Source organism: Tessaracoccus sp. MC1627 (assembly GCF_014164725.1).
Taxonomy (GTDB): domain Bacteria; phylum Actinomycetota; class Actinomycetes; order Propionibacteriales; family Propionibacteriaceae; genus Arachnia.
In genome coordinates, this window is the sequence record NZ_JACJGA010000006.1 from 102,805 (window position 1) to 117,246 (window position 14,442).

Genomic DNA, 14,442 nt, shown 5'->3' on the forward strand with positions numbered 1-14,442 from the left:
GCACCGTCGAGGATTCGGCGTCCGCCACACCCACTGGCTAGAGTGCTCGGAAGGGGGTGTTGGGGAGCACTATGCGTAATCTGTATCGCTGGGCACTCGTCGCCCTGGATACTGCCCTGATTTCTGCTGCTGCGGTTGCCGCGGTGGCGCTGCGCAGGTGGGTCCCCTTCCTCCGGAGCATCAACGACGCGGAGCAACTCGTCATCCCCGTTGCCCCACTCATCGTGGTGGGATGGCTGCTCGCACTGGCCTTCGGCGGGGCATACCGCCCGCGCCACTGGGGCTTCGGAGTGGCCGAGTACCGCCAGGTGTTCAACTCATCGCTGCTGTTCCTGCTCGCTCTGGGCTTCTTCGCCTTCATCTTCAACTACCCGCTGTCCAGGGGATTCGTCGCCATCCTGGTGGCCATCGGCATCCCCGCCCTGCTTCTGGGGCGCCGCACCGCGAGGCGGATCCTGCAACAGCTGCGGGTGTCCGGTCGCTTCTGTCTGCCCACCCTGGTGGTCGGGGACAGAGGCGCCGTCGACGATGTCGTGGCCGTGCTGCGGAGGGAGACGTGGCTCGGCTACACCCCGGTGGGCGTGGTGGCTCCGCCCGACGACGAGTCGATCGACGTCGACGCGAGGTCAGACAGCGACATCGACGAGGTGGGCACCCTCGACGACCTCCTGAGCGTGATCGATCGCACCGGTGCCCGGGCCGTGATCTTCACCACGGGCTCCGTCCGACGCGGGCGCGAGTTCAACGAGATGGCCCGCAAGTTGGAGGGCCACCGCGCCGAGATGGTGGTGGTCCCCGCCATGACCGACATCTCCAGCCAGCGCATCCACGTGACGCCCGTGGCCGGACTCCCGCTCATGCACGTGGGAAAGCCGCAGGCGGAGCGGTCCCTCAGGTTCACCAAGCGAGCCTTCGACCTGGTCGCCTCAGTACTGCTGTTGGTGCTGCTGTCCCCCCTCATGCTGGTGACAGCCCTCGTCATCAAGCTGAGCGACGGCGGGTCCGTGCTCTTCAGGCAGCAACGCGTGGGCATGGGAGGAGAGCCGTTCCAACTGCTGAAGTTCCGCTCCATGGTGCAGAACGCCGAGCAGATCCGGGCCGAAGGCCTCGAGGACGCCAACGAGGCGGAGGGTGCCCTGTTCAAGATCAGAAACGACCCCCGCATCACCCCCTTTGGGCGCTTCATCCGCCGCTTCTCCATCGACGAACTCCCCCAACTGTTCAACGTGCTGCGAGGGGAGATGAGTCTCGTCGGGCCGCGCCCGGCCATGGAGCAGGAGGTGGCGCTCTACCTGACTCATGTGCGGCGTCGATTGGACGTGCGGCCAGGCATCACGGGCCTGTGGCAGGTGTCGGGCAGATCCGACCTCGGGTGGGACGACACCGTCCGTCTCGACCTCTACTACGTGGACAACTGGTCCATGCTTCAGGACATCGTCATCCTCCTGCGCACCTTCCGCGCGGTCGTGAGCTCGCGCGGCGCCTACTGACGAGGATGGAGCGAGCGCCAAGGCATCCACCGGCTAGGCTGGCCGCGTGACCAACGCTGTGCGCCCAGGGGAGGGGATCGCAGGGCTCAGCCTCTCCTCAACCTCGATCCCCGGCCTCCTGATCCTCACCCTGCCCCTCCACGGCGACGCCCGCGGATGGTTCAAGGAGAACTGGCAGCGCGCCAAGATGATGACCCTCGGGCTGCCCGATTTCGCGCCCGTGCAGCAGAACATGAGCTTCAACGCCGAGGCCGGCGTCACCCGCGGCATCCACGCCGAGCCGTGGGACAAGCTGGTCTCAGTCGCCACCGGGCGCGTGTTCGGGGCCTGGGTGGACCTGCGCGAGGGCGACACCTTCGGCGCCGTGGTCACTCACGAGATCGGCCCAGACACCGCCGTCTTCACCCCCAGCGGCGTGGGCAACGCCTACCAGGCCCTCGAAGCAGGCACCTGCTACTCGTACCTGGTCAACGAGCACTGGTCAGCCGAGACCAAGTCCCAGTACACCTTCGCCAACCTCAACCACCCGGGCATCGACTGGCCAATGCCCCTCGAATCGGCCATCGTCTCCGAGGCCGACCGCACCCACTCGGCTCTCGCCGACGTCATCCCGATGCCCCGGCCCCGCCCCGTCGTCACCGGGGCCGGCGGCCAACTCGGCCAGGCACTGCGCCGGCTCCTTCCGGACGCCCAATTCCTCGATCGAGACGAACTCGACATCACTGATGCCGACGCCGTCGCCGCCTTCCCGTGGGGACGGGCCTCCGCGATCATCAACGCCGCCGCCTGGACCGCCGTCGACGCCGCCGAAGCCGACGGACGGGCTGCCTGCTGGGCGGTCAACGTGACCGGCACTGCCAACCTCGTCGCAGCCGCCAACCGCCACCGGCTCCCCCTCGTGCACGTCTCCTCCGACTACGTCTTCGACGGCACCCGCGACACCCACGCCGAGGACGAGCCCTTCTCACCCCTCAGCGCCTACGGCGCCTCCAAGGCCGCCGCCGACGCGCTCGTCGCCACCCTGCCCCGGCACTACATCCTGCGCACCAGCTGGGTGATCGGAGACGGCCCCAACTTCGTGCGCACCATGGCCCGCCTCGCCGACTCCGGGATCAGCCCCGCCGTCGTCGACGACCAGTTCGGCAGGCTCACCTTCGCCGACGACCTCGCCCGGGCAACGCTCCACCTCGTCGAGACGGGCGCCCCCGCCGGCATCTACAACGTCACCTCCGACGGCAACCCGATGTCGTGGTTCGACGTGGCCACCGCCGTCTTCGACGCCCGCGGCGCTCAGGGCCGCGTGACCCGCACAGACACCGCGACATTCTCAGCCGGCAAGATCACCGCACCACGCCCGCGACACAGCACCCTCGACCTGGCCAAAATCAAGGCCACCGGATTCCAGCCCAGCGACGGCACCGAAGCCCTCCGCCGTTACCTCGACGCCCTGCGATGACGAAAGAGCCCTCCCTCCACGTCCGGCTACGCCTCACCCACGGCGTGCTGCAGCGCATCGCCGACAAGGCCGGGGCGGACGTCCTGCACGTCAAGGGGCCGGCCGTCGCGCGGGAACTGCTCGACACCCGCGACATCCACGACGCCGAGGGCAGCTTCGAACGCACCGAGATCATTCACCGCAACAGCAGCGACGCAGATCTCCTCATCCGCCCCGAGCACGTCCACCGCTTCCTCGACGGGGCCTCCCGGCACGGCTGGATCCGCAAGACCAGCTTCTCCACCAGCTCAGCCTTCGGCCACGCGATGAACATCTTCCATCCCACCCTAGGCAACGCCGACGTGCACCGCCGCTTCCCCGGCCTCGCGCCGGAGGCGTTCGACGAGCTGTGGCGGGCCCGCACAAGCACGGACCTGGGTCACGTGCCGTGCCCCACGCCGTCGGTCACGGCGCAGCGGCTGCTCCTCCTCCTGCACTCCGCGCGCAGCGGCCCCCACCACCCCGATACGGGTCGTGCTTGGGACCGCGCCACCGCCGACGAGCGCACGGGGGTGCTCGCCCTGGCGCGACATCTCGGCGCCGAGATCGGGGTGGCGGCCGCCGTCGGGGACCTGGAGGCCTTCAGGGACCATCCCGAGTACCTGTTGTGGAAGCACTTCCGCGACGGCAACCCGAGCCGCCTCGACGAATGGCGTGCTCGCTGGCGGGCAGCGACCACCGTCGGCAAGAAGGCCGCCGTCGTCCAGGGGCTGCTGTTCTTCGACCCGTCCCTACTCGAGGCCGAGCTGGGGCACGCGCCCAGCCACCGCGAGGTGGCTCAGCGTACGCTGCTGCGATGGAGACGACTGCTCGGCGAGCTGGCCGCCCGTCGCACCTCGACGGGGGGCAGAGCATGACGCACCGCCACCATCCCGAGGTGGTCTGGGAGGACGACGAGGATCGCGTGGTGGCCACGGCCCCCACCGTCGGGGAGGTGGTGATCCTCGACGGCACCGCCGCCCTCATCTGGCACTGCCTCGACGGCGCCACCACAGACGAGATCGTCGCCACGGTGAGCGAGGCAACAGGCACAGAGGCGGCGGAGATCCACGCCCACGTTGCCGCATATCTGGCCGATCTCACGGCGAGAAAGCTCGCGGTCTCCGATGAGTGAGGCACCCCACACGCTCACCCTCGCGGGCCTCGGCACAGGGATCGCAGTGGACCTCGGCGACTCCGGCCTCGACCTCGACGCCGTCCGGCACCTCTGGGCCCGCTGCCTCTCCCGCGACACCACCGCCCAGGCCGACGTCACCGTGAGGAAGAACTCCTCACAGGAGTCAGCCACCCAGCAGATCACCCAGGCGTTCATCGCCGCCCGCGCCGGGCAGCTCCTCATGTTCCACGCCGGGGCGGTGGCACACCCGGAGACGGGGCGCGCCCTGGTGTTCGTCGCCCCCGGCGGCACGGGCAAGTCCACGCTCACCCGCCGCCTCGGGAGGAGCTACGGCTACCTCTCCGACGAGACGGTGGGCATCGACCCGGTCACGCTGCGGATCCACCCCTACCCCAAGCCCATCACGCTGGCCCCGGACCACGGGCACCCGAAGCGGGAGAACTCCCCCGACGACCTCGGGCTGCTCCAGGCCCCCCCGTCTCCGACGCTGACTGACCTGGTGTTGCTGCGCCGCACCCCCGGCCGCGACAACGCCGCCTTCACCCCCCTGCCCGTCCTCGACGCCCTGGCCATGATCGCCCCGGAGACCTCCTCGCTCTCGAAGCTGCCCCGCCCGCTGCACCTCATGGCCGACGTGCATCGTCGCGCCGGCTGCACCCTCGTCGAATACGGCGAGGTGGAGCAGATCCTCCCGTGGTGCACCGACCACCTGGAGGGACAACAGTGATCAGGTGCGCAGACCTCACGGACTTCCTGCCTGTCGACGGCGAGTCCCTGGTCCTCCTCGACGACAAGGTCCTCCGCCTGGGCCCCGTCGCCACCCTCATCCTTGAGCTGTTGGGCAACGGGCCGGTCACCCTCGACCAGCTCACCGACGAACTGGCGGCGGCCTTCGGTACCCCGCCCGACGGCTCCCTCACGGAGGCGGTCGCGGCCCAGTTGGCCGCTCTGAACGACAACGGGCTCCTCATCATCGATGAGGAGCCCGCGGGACAGGACCCAAGCGTCAAACGGTGACCCAGGTGGGCCTCTCCGGAAGCAGCGCCTCGAACTCGGCCACCAGGGAGTCCATGTACTCCCCCCGGTAGGTGCCGCCCAGGAACCTGGGCAGCGCCTCCTCGCGGAACCGCCGCCAGGACTCGGCCTCGCTACCGGGCATGATCGGGTAGAACAGCACGCCCTCGGAGAAGGCGCTGTCGCGGTCGCCGGGCGCGTCGCCGATCAGCATGATGTGGTCATCCGGGTACTTGCCCTTGGCGGCCCAGTGCACGTGCTGGGCCTTCGAGCCCATCTCCTGCCCGGCGACCACCTTCATGTACCTCGCCAGGTCGTGCTCGTGCCACTCGCGCTCGAGCGCCTCCATCGGCGTCGCGGAGACGGTCATGCAGTCCACGTCCGGCTGCATCGCCTCGATGGCCTCGCGCACACCCGGGAAGGGTGCGCAGCCGTGCACCATCCAGGCGATGAGCTCGTTGACGCCCTTGCCCCAGGCGATGCAGCGCTCGATCTCCTCTGACGGATGGGCCTCGGCGAACTCGGCGATCCCGCGATCGGAGCGCGGGTAGCCGGAGTCCAGGAACCTCCGCAGCTCGACGCCCTCGGGCACCTTCACGCCGCGCTCCACCACCTCGGGCCGCTGCCTCAGCAGCTCGAACAGCCTGGCCAGCGCCACCCAGCGGTTCTGGCCGCGGGTGGTCGAGTACAGGTTGACGAACAGGGCCGTCTCGCGGACCAGGGTGGAGGCGGCCTGCAGGTCGAAGTACTTGATGTAGGCGGGCGTGAAGCACTCCTGGTGCTTGATGTCCATGGCGTCCATGGCGCAGCCGTCGGAGTCGATCCCGACGAAGAACTGCTTCGTGGGCTGGAAGTCGAGGAGCACCTGGGCGCGCTCGGGCATCTTGTCAGTCATCGTCGGTCCTCAGATCCGGGTGTCGGGGAAGGGGAACATCTCGGTGTTGGGCGTGCCCTTGAACTCCGACTTGCCTTCGAGCTTGTCGAGCACGATGCCGAGGTTGAAGTCGTGGTCGTCGTTCGGGCGACCTTCACCGAGATCGAAGCTGATGGCGGTGCCATGCTCCTTGGCCCGTCCAGCCCTCGCTGGTGCACTGGATGGACCGGAACGTGGCCTGGGCCACCAGCATGGTGGACCGGATCACACCGGCCACCACCGACGGGGACCTCGTGGAGGTGGCCCGCACGCAGGGCTACGTCGACGCCTCCCCGGTGCCCACCGAGCCGTTCAGCGAATGGGTGATCAGTGGGGAGTTCCCCGCCGGCCGTCCGGATTGGGAGTCCGCGGGCGTCCAGATCGTCGACGAGGTGGAGCCCTACGAGCAGCGCAAGCTGTGGATGCTCAACGGGTCGCACTCGCTGCTGGCCTACGCCGGGCCCATCCTCGGCGTCGAGACAGTGTCCGAGGCCATCGCCCACCCGACGCTGCGCGCCTGGGTTGAGCAGTGGTGGACCGAGGCCGGGGTCGGGCTACAGGTGCCGTGGGAGGACTACGCCCGGGCGCTGCTCGATCGCTACGAGAACCCCAACATCCGGCACCTCCTGGCCCAGATCGCCAGCGACGGGTCACTGAAACTGCCCGTGCGGATCATGCCGACGGTGAGTGCGTTCCGGGCGCGCGGTGAGGTGCCCGCGGCCGCCGTGCGGGCGGTCGCGGCGTGGCTGCTGCACCTCCGCGGGCACGGCGCCCCTGTGCGCGACGCCGGTGGTGAGGGCCTTGTCGGGCTCGTCGGCGAGGACCTGCAGGCCGACGCGGCCCGCGTCGTCGCGTTCCTCGACCCGTCGCTCGCCGACGACGTGCAGCTGCGGGACGCTGTGGCGGCGGCCGCCGAGGAGATCCTGGAACTCGAAGGCAACGCCAGGCGGGGCTGACGTCGCCGCGGGCGGCTGCGGCGGTAGGGTCGGGCCATGCGGAAGGTGACACCCGAGGAGTTGGCGGACCGGATCGTCGCGGGATCGCGGGGGCACATCGCCCGCGCCATCACGCTGGTCGAGTCATCGAAGCCGGAGCACCGTGAGCAGGCGCATCAGCTGCTGCGGCTGATCGCCCCGCTCACCGGCAAGGCCTTCCGCGTCGGCATCTCCGGTGTCCCCGGCGCCGGCAAGTCCACCTTCATCGACGCCATGGGGATCAAGCTGATCGATGAGCGGCACCACCGCGTGGCGGTCCTCGCGGTGGACCCGTCGTCGTCGCGGACAGGCGGTTCCATCCTCGGCGATCGCACCCGGATGGCCGAGCTCGCGGCGCGGGAGGACACGTTCATCCGGCCCTCGCCGTCGGGCGGCCACCTGGGCGGCGTGGCGCGCGCCACCCGCGAGTCCATGCTCGTCCTGGAGGCGGCCGGCTACAACGTGATCCTGGTGGAGACCGTCGGCGTGGGGCAGTCAGAGGTCGCGGTGGCGGGGATGGTGGACACGTTCCTCATGCTCCAGGTGGCCCGCACCGGTGACCAGCTGCAGGGCATCAAGCGCGGCATCCTCGAGCTCGCGGACGTGATCGCCATCACGAAGGCCGACGGCGACAACGAGCAGGCGGCTAGGGTCGCGGCACGCGAGCTGAGCATCGCGATGAAGCTGATCACCAGCGACACGAAGAAGCGCCGGGCTCCGGTGCTGACCTGCTCGTCGTACACGGGGGTGGGCCTGGACGAGCTGTGGAACACCGTCGAGAAGCATCGTGCCGAGCTGGAGGCGGAGGGGTCGCTGGCCGCCCGCCGGCTGGACCAGCAGCGCGACTGGCTGTGGAACATGGTGCGCGACGAGCTGCTGGAGTCGCTGCGGACCTCGCCTCAGGTGCGTTCTGTCGCGAAGGATGTGGAGGCGCAGTTGGCGGAGGAGGCGCTGTCGGCGCTGGAGGGGTCTCAGTTGATCCTGCGCGCGTTCGCCGACGCCCTGCCCACCTTCCCGTGGGCCCACCACGCCCACCACGGCCACCAGGCCTGACCCCAAACCCCTGGGGGCCGCCTGGGCGCCGCCCTGGGTGTCCTGACCCGTTGACGGTGCCGGGACACGTGAGCCGACGCCCGGGCGGCCGCTGTCTACGGTCTCTGCGAGTTGCGGCGAGTCACGCGTGGGTCGGGTGATCGAGGCCGCCCGGGCCTCGCCTCCCGCCTCCCCGCACTCGATTCCCCGTGGCGTGGCCCTGGGTCAGGGCGTGTGCCGGCCGGGCGGCCCTGGTGAAAGTGGGTTGAGGCGGGAGGCCAGCCTGGTGATCCTCGGGTTGGGCATCCCGACGCGCAGCCGCCCCGCCGACCCCCACCCTCGCATTTGGCTCGCGACGCAGAGCCGACCTGCCGACCCCTACACTCGCACACACCTCGCGTCGGCTCGTCTCAGGGCGGCGGGCCCTGTGGCGCCTGCGATAAGTCTGGCCGCCCGCGCTACAGCGCTGGCTGCCGAACATAGGACAGGCGGCTCCGGGGCGCCTGCGATCTAGAGCAGGCGCCGAGACGCAAGCCAGGCGTCGAGACACAAGCCAGGCGTCGAGACACAAGCCAGGCGTCGAGACACAAGCCAGTCGACGCGACGGGGACAGCCAGGCGGCACACACCCGAACCCGGACACGCCACCAGCAGACGAGTGTGAGGAGACCAGGGACGAGGCCCGGGCGGCCTCACCACCCGACCACCAACGCACCGGCACCAACGCGCAGACCGTAGACAACGGCCGCCCGGGCGACGGGGCTGGGCTCCCCGCACCGGCAGCCAGGGCCAAGACAGCGGGAGCCGAGGGGAACAGAGACGGCACCGGCGGATCACGCGGCCTTCCTCCTTGTCGCAGCCCGATATCGCACCCGCGCAGGCTCGACGGTTAGACTGGCGGCGAACGTGTGCCTGGGGGGAGGCGCTGTCCAAGCACCGAGAGGAGGCACATGGGAGTCTTTGACAAAGCCGAGAAGCGGATCGAGTCCGCCGTGGGCAAGGTCTTCGCGAAGGCCTTCAAGGGTTTCGTGCATCCCGTGGAGATCGTCGCGGGCATCCAGCGCGAGCTCGACGCGGAGGCCAAGCTGCTCTCGCGCGACAAGCGCCTCGTGCCCAATGCCTTCACCATCGGCCTCTCACAGGCGGATTTCGACAGGCTCGTCCCCTACTCGAAGACCCTCAACGCCGAGATCCTGCCCGGCATCCGGGACCACGCCGCGGACCGCCACTACGTGTTCAACGGGCCCGTCACCATCGATTACTCCCTCGACGAATCGCTGCCCACCGGGCAGTTCACCGTAACCAGCCACGCCCTCCCCTCCGAGGGCGCGGGCCATTCCTCCGTTCCTGCGGCTGTCCCTGGACGGCTGGTCGTCGAGGTCAACGGCGTGCGGCATCCGCTGGTGGCGCCAGGCCTGCTGATCGGCCGCGGCGCCGAGGCGGACCTGCGGCTCAACGATCCCGGCGTCTCCCGGCGCCACGCGATGATCAGCGTCTCCGGTGACCCGGATCACCCGGTGATCACCGTCGAGGACCTCGGCTCCACCAACGGCGTGCACGTCAACGGGAGCCGGGTCACCAAGACCCGTGTCGGCGAGGGGGCCAGGATCGAGGTCGGCAACACCAGGATGCTGATCCACTCACCGACGGGATCCTGAGCGTGTCTGACCTTCTCGTCGGGACGATCAAGATCGTCTTCATGGCCATGATCTGGCTGTTCATCCTCTTCGTCGCCAACGTGGTGCGCACGGACATGTTCGGTCGCCGGGTGCCCGTCTCATCGCTCGCGGCCATCCCCGCGGACCGGGGGCGGGGCCGCAACCGTTCGAAGCTGCCCACCCGGTTCGCCATCACGGCCGGGGGGCAGCAGGGTACCGCGGTCCCCGTCGAGCCCACCATCAACCTCGGCCGCGCCGCGGACTCCACCCTGCTCCTCGACGACGACTACGCCTCCGCCCGGCATGCCCAACTGGTGCAGAAGGACCCCACCACCTGGGTGATCACGGACCTGCAGTCCACCAACGGCACCTACGTCAACGGCAAACTCGTGACAGAACCCACGAAGGTCACCGTCGGGGACGTGGTCCGCATCGGCAAGACCCTCATGCGGTTCGAGATCTGATCCATGACCTTCTCCCTCCGCTTCGCCGCCCACTCGGAAGTGGGCAGGATCCGCAAGAACAACCAGGACTCCGGCTACGCCTCCCCCACCATGCTGCTGGTCACCGACGGCATGGGCGGCGCCGCAGCGGGTGACCTGGCCTCCGCCGTCGCGGCGCAGGAGGCGGCACGCTCGGATCAGCGCGCGGCTGACGGCGAGGAGATGCTGGAGCGGATGGCCGGGATGATCGCCCGCGCCAACACGAAACTCACGGAGCTGATCGAGGAGGACCTGGAGCTCGACGGCATGGGCACCACCTTCTGCGGCGCAATGTTCAACGGCACCCAGTTCGGGCTGGCGCACATCGGCGATTCCCGCGGCTATCTGCTCCGCGACGGCGAACTCACCCAGCTCACCCACGACCACTCGTGGGTCCAGTCGCTCCTCGACGACGGCAAGATCACCCCGGAGCAGGCCGCCACCCATCCGCACCGCTCGCTCATCCTCAAGGTCCTCAACGGACAGGTCGAGTTCGAGCCGGACCTCGAAGTCCTCGACGCGCAGGTGGGCGACCGCCTCATGTTTTGCTCCGACGGGCTCAGCGGCCTGGTGGACAATGCGACCCTCCGCGAGTTCCTCACCATCGACGACGCGTCGTCTGCGATCTCCCGGCTGTCCGAGACGGCCAACGCCAACGGTGGCCACGACAACATCACCATCGTGATCGGCGACGTCGTGCCTCAGGACGACGCCCTTGACGCGCTCGAGGGCCAGCTCGTCGGCGCCGCCGTCGACCTCAAGGTCCCCCGGACGGGGCAGTTGGCCATGACGAAGGGCGGCACTGGACGCGGGCCGCAGTGGCCGCAGTCCGCACCCGCCGTCGACGTGGAGCACGACGCGGCGGAGGTGGCGCGCTACGCGCCGCACGAGGCGAAGCACCGCTGGCCCGGCATCACGGCCCTGGTCCTCGCCGTCGCTCTGGTACTCGGTGGCAGCGCGTGGGGGGTCATCTCGTACTCGCGCACCCGCTACTTCGTGGCCGCCGACGACGGGTACGTGGCGATCTACAACGGCATCCCCGGCTCACTGCTGGGGCTGGACCTCAACACCCTCACCCAGCGCACCGACATCCCCGTGACCGACCTGCCCCGTTTCTATCAGCGCGTGGTGGACGGCGCTATCCAGGTGGACAGCCTGCCCGCCGCCCGGGGCACCACCCAGCAGCTGCGCACCCTGGCCGAGCGCTGCGTCGAGGTGCGGGAGGAGAGGCAGCAGCCCACGCCGCAGCTGTCGCCGTCACCCAGCCCGACGGCCACCCCGTCGTCGACGATCCCCGGGCTGCCCACCACCACGCTGTCGGCGGTGCCCGGCGCCACCGCGCAGTCCGCTCCCCCGAGCTTCCTGCTTCCCTCCACCCTCGTCACCGCGACCCCCACGGCCAGCGCCGAGGCTGACCCCGAGGCCTGCTGATGACGGCAGCGGTCCAGCCGGCGGTCTCGGATGAGGTGATCGTCTACAAGAAGCGACGGACGGTCGAGCTGTTCCTGGTGCTGTTCGCTCAGTCGTTCGGTCTGGCCGGTTGGGTCATCACGAGCCTCAACCTCTACGGCGAACTGCCCCAGAACCTGATTCCGGTGACCGCTCTCTGGTACGGGATGGGGGTTGCCGCGCACCTCGTCGTGCGCTTCCGACTGCCCTATGCGGACCCGGTGATCCTGCCGTCGGTGTTCCTCCTCAACGGCCTGGGCCTGGCGATGATCTCGCGGATCGACCAGATCCCTGAGCCCGTCAACGACGACGCGGCCACCCAGCTGCTGTGGACGGCGCTCGGGCTGATCCTGTTCGCCGCCGTCGCGATCGGCCTCCGCGACCACCGCCGCCTCCAGCGCTACCCCTACCTCCTGTTCATCTCCGGCCTTGTGCTGCTGCTGCTGCCGCTGCTCCCGGTGATCGGCGTCTCCTCGGGTGGCGCCCAGATCTGGATCCGGGTCTTCGGCTTCTCGTTCCAGCCCGCCGAGGTGGCCAAGATCGCGCTGTCGATCGCGTTTGCCGCCTACCTCTACGAGAAGCGCGAGGTGCTCGCGCTTGCCGGTAAGCGGTTCATGGGCATCGAACTGCCCCGCGCCCGCGACCTCGGGCCCATCGCGGTGATGTGGCTGCTGTGCCTGGTGGTGATGGTGTATCAGAACGACCTGGGCACCTCGATGCTGTTCTTCGGGCTGTTCACGGTGATGATCTACGTGGCGACGGAGCGGCCCGCGTGGCCCATCCTCGCCGGCCTCTCCTTCGTCGTCGCCGCCCTTGCCGCCAACCAGTTCACCCACCACGTGCCGCGCCGCGTCAACGCCTGGCTGGACCCGTTCAGCAACTACGACCAGAACCTTCAGATCATCAGCGCGCAGTTCGGGTTCGCCTGGGGCGGACTGTTCGGCCGCGGCTGGGGCCTCGGCCGGCCCGGGCTCACCCCGCTGGCCAAGAGCGACATGATCGCGGCCGCCCTGGGTGAGGAGATCGGCGTGCTCGGGCTCATGGCCATCGTGCTGGTGTACGCGCTGCTGGTTGCGCGCGGCTTCAAGACGGCAGTCACCTCGCCCGACGGGTTCGGCAAGCTGCTGGCCACCGGGCTGAGCTTCACGTTCGCGCTGCAGGTGTTCGCCATCATCGGCGGCGTCACCCGGCTCCTGCCGCTGACGGGCCTCACCACGCCGTTCATGTCCCAGGGCGGCTCCAGCCTGATCGCCAACTGGATCATCATCGCCATCCTTATGGTGATCTCGCATCGCAGCCGGATGCCCCAGGCCGCCACGGCCGCCCCGCGCGAAATGGGTGCGGTCAACGATGAGACGGCGGTGATCAGCCGATGAACGTGCCCATCCGCAGGGTGACGGTGTTCGTGGCCCTCATGATGGCCGCGCTGCTGCTCAACCTCACCGCCATCTCGGTGGTCCAGGCCGAGGACCTCAACGCGCACCCGAGCAACCGTCGGGTCCGCGACGCCGAGTTCGCCCGCCCCCGCGGCGCCATCCTGGTGGGCAACGAGCCCATCGCCGTCTCGGTGCCCCGGCCCGGCCGGTTCCCCTACGTGCGGACCTATCCCGCGGGAGAGCTGTGGTCGACGGTGACCGGCTGGTACTCCTACGACTACGCCCGCTCCGGCCTCGAGAGCTCCTTCAACGAGGAGCTGGCCGGCACCTCGTCCGAGCAGTCGATCGACCGGATCGTCGATCTGGTCACCGGGCAGAGCTCGCAGGGCGCCAACATCTCCACCACCCTCAACCCGCGCGCCCAGGCCGCGGCCGTCCGCGCCCTGGGCAGCCAGCAGGGCGCCGCCGTCGCGATGAACTACGAGACCGGCGAGATCCTGGCCATGGTCTCCACGCCCACCTACGATCCCAACCGGCTGGCCACCGTCGACCTCGAGGTGGCGCGGGAGGCCTGGACGGAGCTCCTGGACTCCCCGGACGAGCCGCTGAAGAACCGCGCCGCCCGCGAGGTGTACCCGCCCGGCTCCACCTTCAAGCTCGTCACGGCTGCGGCGGCTCTGGAGGACGGCATGGTGCCGAGCAGCGAGTTGGATGCCCCCGCGTCGCTGCGGCTGCCCAACTCCAGCCGCTCCATCGGCAACTCCACCAACTGCGGCGGCACCACCGTGACCCTGCAGCAGGCGCTCCAGACCTCGTGCAACACGGCCTTCGGGTCCCTGGCGCTGGATCTGGGCAGCGACAAGCTGCAGGCGATGGCCGAGGCGTTCGGGTTCAACCAGGAACAGAGCCTGGACCTCGCGGCCGCCACGTCACGGTTCCCCACCGAGCTCGACGAGGCCCAGACCGCGTTGTCGGCGATCGGTCAGTACGACGTGGCCGCCTCCCCCCTGCAGATGCTGCAGGTGGCGGCCGCCATCGCCAACGACGGCGTCATGATGTCTCCCTACCTGGTCAGCACCGTGACCAACCAGGACCTGACGGTGCTGAGCTCCCGTGGCCCCGAGGTGATCGGCCAGCCGATCAGCGGCTCCACAGCCGGGCTGCTGCAGCAGATGATGGTGGCCACCGTCGAGGACGGCACCGGGCGCCCCGCGCAGACCGACGGCGTCGTGGTCGGCGGGAAGACTGGCACCGCCCAGACCGCGCCGGACCGCCCCCCCTACGCGTGGTTCGTCGGCTACGCCGAGGACCCGTCGGTGGCCATCGTCGCGTTCGTGGAGAACGCCGACGTGGACCGCGACGACATCTCCGGGGGTCGGCTCGCGGCCCCCATCTTCAAGGCCGTACTGGAGGCTCTCCGATGAACTTCTCAGACACCTCTCA

At 69.5% G+C, this 14,442-nt stretch carries 14 protein-coding genes; 13 read left to right on the plus strand and 1 reads right to left on the minus strand.

Annotation, left to right across the window (positions count from 1 at the left end):
• Positions 1-71: 71 nt before the first annotated feature.
• From H5399_RS12870 to H5399_RS12895, 6 genes are all read left to right on the plus strand, one after another.
• A complete protein-coding gene (locus tag H5399_RS12870; protein WP_182783160.1) occupies positions 72-1,490 on the plus strand; it encodes a sugar transferase in 1,419 nt (472 codons plus the stop codon).
• Between the two features lie 76 nt (positions 1,491-1,566).
• Positions 1,567-2,946, plus strand: a complete 1,380-nt coding sequence (locus H5399_RS12875; RefSeq protein WP_182783362.1) for a sugar nucleotide-binding protein — start codon at positions 1,567-1,569, stop codon at positions 2,944-2,946.
• Positions 2,943-3,842, plus strand: a complete 900-nt coding sequence (locus tag H5399_RS12880) for a 2-nitropropane dioxygenase (RefSeq protein WP_182783159.1) — start codon at positions 2,943-2,945, stop codon at positions 3,840-3,842. Before H5399_RS12875 ends, H5399_RS12880 begins: the two co-directional genes overlap by 4 nt.
• Positions 3,839-4,099 carry a PqqD family protein gene (locus H5399_RS12885; protein ID WP_182783158.1) on the plus strand — a complete coding sequence of 87 codons (261 nt, stop codon included), beginning with the start codon at positions 3,839-3,841 and terminating at the stop codon, positions 4,097-4,099. The genes H5399_RS12880 and H5399_RS12885 overlap by 4 nt, the downstream gene beginning before the upstream one ends.
• Positions 4,092-4,829, plus strand: a complete 738-nt coding sequence (locus tag H5399_RS12890; RefSeq protein WP_182783157.1) for a hypothetical protein — start codon at positions 4,092-4,094, stop codon at positions 4,827-4,829. Before H5399_RS12885 ends, H5399_RS12890 begins: the two co-directional genes overlap by 8 nt.
• Positions 4,826-5,119 carry a PqqD family peptide modification chaperone gene (locus H5399_RS12895; RefSeq protein WP_182783156.1) on the plus strand — a complete coding sequence of 98 codons (294 nt, stop codon included), beginning with the start codon at positions 4,826-4,828 and terminating at the stop codon, positions 5,117-5,119. Before H5399_RS12890 ends, H5399_RS12895 begins: the two co-directional genes overlap by 4 nt.
• On the opposite strand, the gene H5399_RS12900 is transcribed toward H5399_RS12895, so the two are convergent.
• The gene (locus H5399_RS12900; protein WP_182783155.1) at positions 5,109-6,011 is read right to left on the minus strand and encodes an HAD family hydrolase; all 903 of its coding nucleotides are present in this window, start codon (positions 6,009-6,011) and stop codon (positions 5,109-5,111) included. The genes H5399_RS12895 and H5399_RS12900 overlap by 11 nt on opposite strands.
• Before the next feature lie 200 nt (positions 6,012-6,211).
• Between H5399_RS12900 and H5399_RS12905 the strand changes: the two genes are divergently transcribed.
• The 7 genes from H5399_RS12905 (at position 6,212) to H5399_RS12935 (ending at position 14,423) form a co-directional block, all read left to right on the plus strand.
• Positions 6,212-6,985, plus strand: a complete 774-nt coding sequence (locus tag H5399_RS12905; RefSeq protein ID WP_182783154.1) for a hypothetical protein — start codon at positions 6,212-6,214, stop codon at positions 6,983-6,985.
• A 36-nt stretch (positions 6,986-7,021) separates the two neighbouring features.
• Positions 7,022-8,056 carry a methylmalonyl Co-A mutase-associated GTPase MeaB gene (gene meaB, locus H5399_RS12910; RefSeq protein ID WP_182783153.1) on the plus strand — a complete coding sequence of 345 codons (1,035 nt, stop codon included), beginning with the start codon at positions 7,022-7,024 and terminating at the stop codon, positions 8,054-8,056.
• 928 nt (positions 8,057-8,984) lie between these two features.
• Entirely contained in the window at positions 8,985-9,692 is a 708-nt protein-coding gene (locus H5399_RS12915) for a DUF3662 and FHA domain-containing protein (protein ID WP_182783152.1), read from the plus strand.
• Between the two features lie 2 nt (positions 9,693-9,694).
• Positions 9,695-10,156, plus strand: coding sequence for an FHA domain-containing protein (locus tag H5399_RS12920; protein ID WP_182783151.1), 462 nt, complete (start codon positions 9,695-9,697; stop codon positions 10,154-10,156).
• Between the two features lie 3 nt (positions 10,157-10,159).
• Entirely contained in the window at positions 10,160-11,605 is a 1,446-nt protein-coding gene (locus H5399_RS12925) for a PP2C family serine/threonine-protein phosphatase (protein WP_182783150.1), read from the plus strand.
• Positions 11,605-12,999 (plus strand): FtsW/RodA/SpoVE family cell cycle protein, encoded by a 1,395-nt coding sequence (locus H5399_RS12930; RefSeq protein WP_182783149.1) that lies wholly within the window; start codon positions 11,605-11,607, stop codon positions 12,997-12,999. Before H5399_RS12925 ends, H5399_RS12930 begins: the two co-directional genes overlap by 1 nt.
• A complete protein-coding gene (locus H5399_RS12935) occupies positions 12,996-14,423 on the plus strand; it encodes a penicillin-binding protein 2 (RefSeq protein WP_182783148.1) in 1,428 nt (475 codons plus the stop codon). Before H5399_RS12930 ends, H5399_RS12935 begins: the two co-directional genes overlap by 4 nt.
• Positions 14,424-14,442: the final 19 nt, after the last annotated feature.